This window comes from Rhodopirellula sp. UBA1907 (assembly GCF_002337565.1).
GTDB lineage: Bacteria > Planctomycetota > Planctomycetia > Pirellulales > Pirellulaceae > Rhodopirellula > Rhodopirellula europaea.
In genome coordinates this window covers 6,708-16,269 of record NZ_DDGH01000093.1, presented here as the reverse complement: position 1 = coordinate 16,269, position 9,562 = coordinate 6,708, and the positions used below count along the sequence as shown (strand labels likewise).

The window sequence follows — 9,562 nt, the reverse complement described above, 5'->3', positions numbered from 1 at the left end:
TCACGCCCCAATTTGCATCGCGAGCCATGAAGACGACGCAATCGATCAGGCAGGGTGACCAGCAGTTGGTGACAATCCGCTCTTCGCGTTTGCTCTCGAACGACTTGATCTGGATGCGATGGAAATTGGGACCATCCGAAATCAATAGATCTGTTTTGTGTCCATGGTCCAGCATCGGCCTGTAAACTTGCCAGCCATCATGCATCAACCAACTCGTCACCAGACTTTCGTACGAAACGTTCTTCAGAGTCTGATGAGTTTTGGCGGGTGTATTGGTCACGCGGCGGGGCAAGGGACTGGTGCACTTTCCATTAGCGAATCGATCCACGCGAAACGGATTCGGCAAGCAAACTAAAACGCGGATCTTCATTGAATAACAAGCTGACTCGCGAAACCGCGGTCGCACGAAAACACTACCTTCCCCTCCCAAGAGAAAAAAAGAGAATCCTATCCGGGGAGAAGAACCGGACCACGACAGCGATGGATCAAATTCCGGTTCTACCGCTTGGAACAGTCAGGAGCGCAAAAACTTCACCATGCCGGAGCAGCATGCCGAACTGCAGCACCTTGTCGAAGCCATGACAACTAGCGACCAACGCGTTCCCTTCGGCGAAAACAACATCAGGCAACTTCGCCGGGTTATCATCGCAAAAAGCATGGAAGCGACATGGCAGCGGCTACATCAGTTGATCGCCGACCTTTGCTCCAGCAATCATCTCCATCGTTCGACGTATCAACGAGCCCGATGTAGCCGACCTTTCGTCTCAGGCATTCAATCAGTTGACGAATCCTTACGTAACGCCACGGGCGGAAAACAATTCAGAGATCGAACATTCGGCCGTTCGGAAGCGAGTCTCCCGCCCTGCGACGGCATTGCTCATCATGGCGTCGATCCATGCCGTGCTTGTGACGATCCATCTTGTTTCAGCAGGCTTTGTCTATTACCAGCAGCTTGGTTCTGGGATTTCGTTGATCGCGACCGGCACCGCCGCCGCACAACTCGTGTCGATGATTGTGATTTCTATTGGTGCCGCCAAACTTGGATTTTTGGAATCCTATCGAATGGCACGCATCGGATCGATTCTCGCGTGCGTTCCCTTGCTGACACCCTTCGTCTGGCTAGGCATCCCATTCGGCATCTGGGCATTGAGACTACTCCGTGATCCTGAGATCCAAAGAGCGTTCCCAGATCGCCCCGCATCGGATGTGGAGGACGTGAGTTCCAGTTGAGTATTCGTGGGCTAGAATCGGTACTGGTTGACTCAGTTGGACATCGGAATCGCGACTGAACCATTGACCTGCAATCAAAAGCTTGCATTTGCGAGTGGCGCCCAAAGATGGCGTCCAGTACTCATCTGCTGTTGCTTGCTTTTCCCATGTTGGCTGCACAGGCGTTTTCTCGTCTCAACGATGTCCTGACATCCCCTTCTTCAAGACTGAATTTATGGCTCGCCGAAACTTCGCCTCCATTGTTTGCACGATTGGGATAGCAGTGTTGACTTCACTCAGCGGCTGCAGCCATCCGACCGAGCGAGAATTGGCGGCCGCGAAAATTCAACAGGTTCGAGAGAATCCAACCATGCCGGACATTGAGGCGGTTCAGCTGTTGGCGGAGGGCTACTTTCAAACCGACTCCGTCGTCATCAGTCCAGAAGATCAAACTGTACAGATTGTGGCGAGGCCAGCTGATCTGTCGAGCATGGTCGACATCGGTCAAGACTTGGAGGACGCGAACAAGAGAGCGCAACGAGCGGTCATTTTTTTGGCTCTTCAGAATTTGAACAAGCTAACCCGAGCTGTCAAAGACCGAGAAGTCGGTGACATTCAACTGACGCTCGAAGAAGCGGTGATCTACCAAGATCGAACGGAATGGTTCGCGACCTACCGCTTGTCGCTGCCTCCGGAGAAGTTCGAAGAGTTTGAAGCCATCTTTGAAAAGATTGAATCGGCCTTTGGAAAGCCCGACAAAGAATTCAATCGCACCTTCGAATCTGGAATGACCAAGCTGGAGCGGGTATGGGACGTCGAGTTGGATGCGTTCGACCAAACACAATACAAACGCGGCATTCGTTGACTCGCAGCATCACTTTGGGTGGACCGCTTGAGCTTGCTGAAGCGAACCGTGGCTAACGCCAAACGGCTAAAGTGATCGTGGGAAGGAACCGTGGTGGATGTCAAAAGAGTCGAGGTGATCGATGGAAGGAATCAGGAGAGCCGATCGCTCGCTACCACTGCGAGTTGATCGACGCTACTTTCTGCAGACGTATCTCGATGCTCATCAAAGAAACCAGTGTCCACGCAACCTTGGTGAACAGATGCGACTTCTTTCCTCTCACGAGCTTGGCAACGAATTCATGCACCGCCTCCATTCCCTGGTAAGAAATGCGTCCGCATTGACCGTTGCCGTGGTGGCATTCTCACCGTCGATCGATGCGTCTGAACCAAAGCCGATCGAAGCGTGGGACAGAGTTGTTTGCATTCAAAGCCAGGTCGAATCGAAACCTGACACAGGCAAGCTTTGCTCGGCATTTCTCGTCACCGCAGACGAACGGTTGTATCTCGTGACGGCTGGCCACGCTTCCGCTGAAACAAACCTCAAGAGCAAGCTTCGGTATCGAGATCCAGATGGCGTGACGCAGTGGGTATCGCTCAAGACATTCTTCCGAACATCGACCAATCCGTGGCAACGAAACGAGCAATCCGACTTCGCGATCGCAGAGCTTCCCGATGTCGATGGTGCTGAAACGTACCGTTCTCATCTTTCTGCACTCTCGATCTCGTTGGATTCCATTTGCACCGAAACCCCGCCTCGCACGACCGAAATCGTGACGGTCGGGTTTCCGCTGGCCATCGGAGCCGGTGATGTGATCTCACCCGTCGCGGTGGTGGGGCATGTCGCATCTCGCGAAACGAACACGACGAATAGTTGGGGGCACGAACCAATCGTGTATTGCTCGCCAGCCCTCGCTCAAGGAACCAGTGGCGGCCCAGCTTTTCTGAACAACCAGCCGGACGGAGAACTGACGGTGATCGGCATCTACGTCGGCGTGGCTCACGACGTGTCGGGTGCCAAGCTGTCCAAGATGGTTCCCGCCCAACTGATCCGCGCGCACATCTCGTCACAGCAAACGGACGAATAGCGACGGATTGGGCGAGAGACGATCTCGCGTCATTCGACGTCCGCGAGCTGCTGCCAGTACCGGCGGTTCAATTCCGCAATTGGCGACCGCGTGGCATTCGGCAGCAATCCACACTGCGATTGATCGGCTTCTGATCGTCAGCAAACGGATCGGGTGGAGCCTTGCCTCGCCCCTCGGCAGCCAAGAGAATAGATCCCATCGGGATGGGAATCAGGTGAGAACAAGCCGTCCCTCAAGAGTTGTTCTCGCCGCTGAACCGTCCGAAACATCCTCAAACACCTGTTCCCACCCGGTACAACAGGTGAGAATCAAGTCCTGCCAATAAATGCTGTTCAATGTGTCAATCGAGAGTTAGCGTCTTCGCCTACGCATGCTTTGGATTCTTGGCTCTGGGATGTCAAAGAACTGTCACCATCGCAAACCCGGACGGAGAGTCTGCAAGCATCGGGACGTTTTGGATGGCACCGACGCAGATTATCCAATGGGTGATTCCGTTGACATATTTCACTTTCTCCGTAGTAGCGTTGGTCGCTCTGTGTCGCTACAAATCCATCACTTCGCTTCTCCTAAGCGTCGCCTTCGTGTGTATTCTTGCTGGTACACTTGGAAGCCTTGCCGCAGAGTATCCGATGAAAGGGGCTGCGATCGACGACTTTCAATCTGGGGCAGCCCATCCAATTGTATGGCTTCTGAATCTTTCAAACTCATTGGTCGCATTCGGCTACTCCATTGCTGTCTTGGGTGGACTTGCGGCTTTACGCCAAATCACACGTCACTGTCGAAACGGAAATGAGGCAGAACCATCGGTTCCAACGGAGACCGCGAGCTGACGTTTCTGAAGTGGTGCGTCTCTCGCGCGGTCCCGCTGAACCGTATCGTTCTGTCATTGGCGTTTGGACGCATATCGCACACTGCGCAGTAGGGTTTTCCGCATGAACAACTTGATGTGCCCGGACTGTGATGCACCCATGGAGACCGGATTCCTGCCGGAAGCGACTGACGTCGACTCAACCCTCACTTACTGGCATCGCGACGAGCCGGAAGACGCAACCTTTCTCGGAATGAAAGTTTCGCGGAACGCAATTAAACGCGACAAAGAGAAGATGTTCGCAATTACCGCATACCGGTGTACCGATTGTGGACTGCTCAAACTGTACGCGAATCCGAAAGTCTCGTGACTCAATGGTCTTGCAATATGTGGCTGGCCTATTGGCTTCAGCAAACTGATTCGGCAGAGAAAGACAGAACCATGCACGGGAGGACGGCTTGCAGCGTTTGCTAGAATGATCTTCAACTCTCCGTCCCCCGTAATGTCCAACATTCGCCGACTGAAAACAAATGACACCGACGCTCCAGCATTTCATCGACGAACTTGCTGCTCAGGGTGTTGATGATCCCGGGTGGCGTCTGGAATTGAACGAAAGACCACATCTCGTCCTTGATCCGTTAGACGATATCGTTGGTCCGCTCGAGGTCTGGGACGACACTTGTGAGCTGACGTTGGTATTTGGCAAATGCTACCACTGTCATTTCGATGGTTGCGAATCTGATCTACCGGCAAACGCGACCGATGAACAGCGTCTTGCTGCAGCGGCGTCCCTAACGGCCGAATACGTTGCACGAATTCTTGATTGCCGAATAGGTGTTGGGGTACACTATCGCGGTGAAACTTGTATCGGCGCTGCCCTTATTTATCTCGATGACGATGGTGTGGATGCATCGCAATTATCCGAATCGACCATTGGGTTGTATGGTGGCAACGTCCGCACAGAACGGTTTCTTTGGTCAGGACCGGTACCCAACCTCCAAGCTCAAAACGGCGGCAAACCATGAAATGCACGGGAGAACAGGTGGTCCGTTTTCTCGTCTGCTTGCAAGTCGTTCGCCCGTTCCCCGTGAGTTCTACCATTCGCCGTACCTACAGCATAATCTTCGATGACACGGAATTCGAAACGGCAGTCAAGACTCGTTCGCTACCAATTACGGACATTGATCCTGATTGTCGCAATAGCGGCAGTTGCGTTGACGATCGCACGTCCCCCTATTTGACTGGCTAGATTCGACTCCGCTGCCACAAGCAGTCGCTCAGTTCAACGATCAAATCTCGGATACAGTCAAAGTCGATAGCACGCTGCTCGACGAGAATGCGGTCCTACAAGCTATTCATTCGACGCTGTCGCTGGGGAATACTCCAGAGCACGTAACGACGCTGCTCAAGAAGATACAGAGTAGTCACCGACTCCCGCGCAATACGTTCTTCGACCACGATGTGTACTACAAAGGATCTACGCCCGGCGAGCCACCAATCGAGTGCCTCGGCGTGTCGCTCGTTCTTCCGTCTGGACCAGATGAGAGATTTAGGCTGCCGGTCATCGAAATCGAAAACGGATTCTTGATCGAATGACGATCACGACGAACCATCCAATCGGGATAGGGGCCCGGTTGCCCGGGACCCCTCCCACACCACCTAGCATGCGGGACCGCACTAGGCGGTTCGTCGCAAGGATGCAAACGANNATCGGGATAGGGGCCCGGTTGCCCGGGACCCCTCCCACACCACCTAGCATGCGGGACCGCACTAGGCGGTTCGTCGCAAGGATGCAAACGAGTGCCAACGCTCTTCTGAATTCAACAAGCCCTCGGCGGTCAACGGAATGAACGTGACAGAACCGTGCGCTACACCAAACGACGGGAACCGCGTTACCTGCAAACGACCGACGCTCATTGGAAGCGAGCAACCGAAGAATCGGTCGGCGGTGTCGTGGGCGGTTCCATCCGTGCTGAACGGAGGCAATCAGGCGCCATCGACGATGACTCGAAACCAAGCAAAAAGCCGATCCTGATCGGTGCTGATGAATCAGGATCGGCTGAGAGGCACGCCCAGGTGGATTCGAACCACCGACCTACGGATTAGAAGTCCGTTGCTCTATCCAGCTGAGCTATGGGCGCGAGGGGTTTTTGCGGGGTTTTGTGTGACTGACTTGCCTGAAATGCGCCTAAATGAACTGGGTTTGAAAACCAAAAGGCGCACTGGACACTTGGCCTGGGAGCCACGCCGGCAGGCCGTCGAAGTGACCCTGCCAGCCCGCTGTGGCAACAACATACCTCGTGGAGACATTTCTGGGAATCTCTGGTGAACCCGGTGAATGCCGTGGAATAGTGGCAGGAATGCAACGGAACAAAGCAACAATGAACGCTCGATTGTCGGCAAGGCCGCATCGTCATCATGTTGTCACACTTGAGGAGTAGGGTCCCGCGATGCGGATCACTCATTCCAATAATGCAGCCTCTGCAAAAAGCTATTTCGAACTTCGCTATCACGCGTTCCAAATGCACGTCAAGTCAGCTTTTTTACCGGCTATTCCGCGCAATTGATTGCCCAACGCAAGACTGCGATGTGAAAAAGTCAAAATACCGGTCCCTGGGCGGGTATGTAGGTGGAAGCAACGTCCACTCTGTCGGTAGGGGCAATTGCCCTTTCGCCGAGCTGTTTTTCTTGAACAGCGATAGGCAAAGATCGTTCCAGAAGAAAAAGTCAAAAAACTTTCTACCGACTGTCTTCTTCAGCCTCACGCACTAACCGCTATTTAGCGGCCGAGATCGCACCACTTGCTTGTTCGTTGCATTAATGGATGACAAACAAACAACGCATTTTCTTAAAATTAGGAATGTGAATTTTTGTTCAGCATTGAAGTTCGTTCGGTCAACACCAACAGTCATTCACACGAAGGAATCGCATCACGACTAACGCGTACCCACAGAGCATGGCTCAATGAAAACGAGAAATTATTCAATTAGATTTTTCGCGACCCTTCTGGTTTCAGCAATGCTTGCGACCGAGTGCGTTTGTGCAGACGTCAATGAAACAGACTCCCCGCCAGTATCAGCTGCCATCGAGAAAATAGTAAAGGTTGAGCTTGGACATCTGCGACGCGGAACGAAAATGGTAAAAGAACTGAAGATATCTAATCCGTTCGAATCCGTGTTTGACTTGAAGAAAGTGCAGTCTTCCTGCAAATGTACAGCCGGTGAAGTCAACTGTAAGAAGTATAAAGATTCGCAGGCAATCCCGTTCACAGCCAAAATTCATGCTGCTAACAGCGGAGAATTCAAGCAAAATTTAGTGCTTTTAGGATACGTTGATGAAAAGCCCGCTGCGTTGGTAATCAATTTCTCGGGGTTCGTATCAGCGGATCTCGAGGTCGAAAAACCTGGGCAAGCTTGGGTTATCGATGCAGATCGTGACCCGAAGGAATCAAAGCTAGAGTTGCGTATCCGGGGGTTCTGGGGTGCGGACGCTGATGCGAAGCCGGAGGTCAAAGTTTCATCACCGGATGTGCACGTCGCTGTTGAACCAGCCCACAATTTAATCAAGTACGCCGATGCTGAATGGAAGTTGATCCTAACGCCAAGTGACGAGTACATCGATAAGAAACCCAATCAGCTTCGCATCACCGTAGAACATGCTGGACGCGATGGACACGGCAGAGAAGCTTCGCAATTTGTTTGGATCAGCCTCCGCAGGAAGTTGAACGTCTCGCCGCGCTCAGTACTTGTGTCGACCGGGCAGTTTGTAAGTGACATACGGTATTACTTCTCAGTGACAAACCGACCTCCTTACCAAGAGACCGAAGGCAAGCTTGAGATACAGGTTTTCCTGAGGGAAGAATCAAAGACGGTTCCCGTGGAAGCGAGCTTTGAATCACTAAGCGAGAGCGGTTGGGCGCAACGTGTGACCATACGCGGTGAAGATCTCATTCGCAGCTTAGAAAAAACTAGCTCGCGACTCTTGGTGTTTCGTCTACCCGCGTTGAATCGAGAAGAGACAGTGCGTGTTGTCATTCCAAAGAAATAGTTTGAATCGAAGTGCTATCGCCGTGATAGTGCGTCTTGGAGGAGTTTTCTAAGGAGACGAAGATGTTAAAAAGAATTGCTTGTGTTGCAAGTGTCATACTCTGTGTGCCATATGCATGTCTCAATGCCAATGCTCAGACCATTTGTATGATAGCTGAAGTCCCATTGGATTGCGGTGACGCACCGGGAAGCGAATGTGGTGAGCAAGGGTGCGATTACGGATTGATCAGCGACTATTCGAGGACGATAGCTACGTTGAGCAATCGAAGTATTTAGCCTTCGGCATCAGCCGCAAAGCCTGGGGCGGCGAACCGATGATCAACTTCATCAGCTGCCGAGGCGATTACCACGCCATCAGCTATTCGCATCTCTACGGAGTGAAATTCAATCCCTCATTAGGAATAACAATCGAGTTGAGCGACCACGTGGTTTTGGTGCGTGGGCGCGGCCTGGCAAGCAGCTACGAGAAATTGGTCATGCAGCGAGTGGTGTTCATCGTCGAGGCCGATCGATCGACCGCCGCGTTGATTCCCGATGACGAGCCGGTTGTGACCGAACTGCTCATCGAGCAAAAACACGAGAAAAGCCCTGATTTCAAGCGAATGATGGAGGAAACCCCGTAGCGAGCCGCTTCAAATTCATTGACTAAAATAAAGATTCGTGTGATGATTGCTTCAACGATTGCAGCGACAAACAAGGGAGGCGGCCGCCATGACCATCGACATACCCCAGGAATATGAGAGCGTTTTGAATGGTCTCGTGGCGAGCGGAGCGTTTCCTAACACGGAAACGGCATTGATGCGAGCTCTTGAGCTGCTCGCCAATCAGCAAGCCGAAAGCCGAGCGAGCAATAGCGCAGAAGCAATCGAGGCGATGCCTGAGCGAGTAGACATTGAACTGCTTGCCAAGCAGCAAAACGTGGCTCCCTTCGACGCTGGCAAATCAAGTCCCGCCAGTATCTGGCCGCAGGGGCAATCAGTGGATGATTTCCTCAGCTTTGTCAGCGAGTCTCGCAAAGACACGCATTCGCGGGGAATCAGCCGCTGATGGACCGCGTTGTTGTGGACACTGACGTCCTCTCTTTTTACTTGAAGAACGACTCTCGCTTTGCAAGCTACGCTCAGGCCCTGGATGGCAAACAGCTTGTCATCTCGTTTCAGACCCAGGCCGAGCTGATGTTGTGGCAAGAAGTTCACGATTGGGGCCAGCAACGGCGGGACAATATGGCTCGTCTGATTTCTCAACAGTTCGTAGTATTTCCAGTAGACGAAACCTTGTGTCGAACCTGGGCCCAGCTACGCGCAACCATGCGCAAATCCGGTAGAACCTTACAGGCTGCAGATGCCTGGATAGCTGCGACGGCAGTCTCTCTAAACGTCCCGCTTGCAACCCACAACGCGCGAGACTTTATTCATGTCGACGCATTGCGCTTGGTGAGCTTTCCTGCCAGTTGAGCGCAGCGACGAGCCGCGAGTGTGCGCAGCACACGAGGTGCGAACGAGCGCAGTGAAGTGAGAGTGGACCGCGCACCCATAGAGCGCACTCGCCGAAGGCGGGCGGGCCCGGAT

Annotated in this window: 9 protein-coding genes, 1 tRNA gene and 1 pseudogene; 9 read left to right on the top strand and 2 right to left on the bottom strand. The window is 52.9% G+C overall.

The genetic code is table 11. The features are described from left to right. Nucleotides 1-220 (bottom strand): annotated as a pseudogene (locus B2R17_RS21565) (hypothetical protein); the annotation flags it as partial. A gap of 680 nt (nt 221-900) precedes the next feature. On the opposite strand from B2R17_RS21565, the gene B2R17_RS21560 reads away from it, so the two are divergent. The 5 genes from B2R17_RS21560 (at nt 901) to B2R17_RS21540 (ending at nt 4,973) form a co-directional block, all read left to right on the top strand. Then, nucleotides 901-1,230 carry a hypothetical protein gene (locus B2R17_RS21560; RefSeq protein ID WP_286765612.1) on the top strand — a complete coding sequence of 110 codons (330 nt, stop codon included), beginning with the start codon at nt 901-903 and terminating at the stop codon, nt 1,228-1,230. A 262-nt stretch (nt 1,231-1,492) separates the two neighbouring features. Next, a complete protein-coding gene (locus tag B2R17_RS21555) occupies nt 1,493-2,074 on the top strand; it encodes a hypothetical protein (RefSeq protein ID WP_286765611.1) in 582 nt (193 codons plus the stop codon). A gap of 280 nt (nt 2,075-2,354) precedes the next feature. Continuing rightward, nucleotides 2,355-3,140 (top strand): S1 family peptidase, encoded by a 786-nt coding sequence (locus B2R17_RS21550; RefSeq protein ID WP_286765610.1) that lies wholly within the window; start codon nt 2,355-2,357, stop codon nt 3,138-3,140. Between the two features lie 932 nt (nt 3,141-4,072). Further along, complete coding sequence (locus tag B2R17_RS21545) at nt 4,073-4,318, top strand: PF20097 family protein (protein ID WP_286765609.1); 246 nt, start codon at nt 4,073-4,075, stop codon at nt 4,316-4,318. Nucleotides 4,319-4,478: 160 nt separating this feature from the next. After that, entirely contained in the window at nt 4,479-4,973 is a 495-nt protein-coding gene (locus B2R17_RS21540) for a hypothetical protein (RefSeq protein ID WP_286765608.1), read from the top strand. Between the two features lie 1,042 nt (nt 4,974-6,015). Here B2R17_RS21540 and B2R17_RS21535 read toward each other — a convergent pair. After that, nucleotides 6,016-6,089: transfer RNA gene (locus B2R17_RS21535), tRNA-Arg, on the bottom strand. 823 nt (nt 6,090-6,912) lie between these two features. Here B2R17_RS21535 and B2R17_RS21530 point away from each other — a divergent pair. From B2R17_RS21530 to B2R17_RS21515, 4 genes are all read left to right on the top strand, one after another. After that, complete coding sequence (locus tag B2R17_RS21530) at nt 6,913-7,995, top strand: DUF1573 domain-containing protein (RefSeq protein WP_286765607.1); 1,083 nt, start codon at nt 6,913-6,915, stop codon at nt 7,993-7,995. A gap of 208 nt (nt 7,996-8,203) precedes the next feature. Then, on the top strand, nt 8,204-8,617 hold the full coding sequence (locus tag B2R17_RS21525) for a hypothetical protein (protein WP_286765606.1): 414 nt from the start codon (nt 8,204-8,206) through the stop codon (nt 8,615-8,617). Nucleotides 8,618-8,705: 88 nt separating this feature from the next. After that, complete coding sequence (locus B2R17_RS21520; protein WP_286765605.1) at nt 8,706-9,041, top strand: hypothetical protein; 336 nt, start codon at nt 8,706-8,708, stop codon at nt 9,039-9,041. Next, the gene (locus tag B2R17_RS21515; RefSeq protein ID WP_286765604.1) at nt 9,041-9,448 is read left to right on the top strand and encodes a PIN domain-containing protein; all 408 of its coding nucleotides are present in this window, start codon (nt 9,041-9,043) and stop codon (nt 9,446-9,448) included. The genes B2R17_RS21520 and B2R17_RS21515 overlap by 1 nt, the downstream gene beginning before the upstream one ends. Nucleotides 9,449-9,562 lie beyond the last annotated feature (114 nt).

What these genes read in the sequence shown, in the direction of transcription:
- B2R17_RS21550 (WP_286765610.1), top strand. Translation starts at nt 2,355, where the DNA reads ATGCACCGCCTCCATTCCCTGGTAAGAAATGCGTCCGCATTGACCGTT.
- B2R17_RS21545 (WP_286765609.1), top strand. Translation starts at nt 4,073, where the DNA reads ATGAACAACTTGATGTGCCCGGACTGTGATGCACCCATGGAGACCGGA.
- B2R17_RS21540 (WP_286765608.1), top strand. Translation starts at nt 4,479, where the DNA reads ATGACACCGACGCTCCAGCATTTCATCGACGAACTTGCTGCTCAGGGT.
- B2R17_RS21530 (WP_286765607.1), top strand. Translation starts at nt 6,913, where the DNA reads ATGAAAACGAGAAATTATTCAATTAGATTTTTCGCGACCCTTCTGGTT.
- B2R17_RS21520 (WP_286765605.1), top strand. Translation starts at nt 8,706, where the DNA reads ATGACCATCGACATACCCCAGGAATATGAGAGCGTTTTGAATGGTCTC.
- B2R17_RS21515 (WP_286765604.1), top strand. Translation starts at nt 9,041, where the DNA reads ATGGACCGCGTTGTTGTGGACACTGACGTCCTCTCTTTTTACTTGAAG.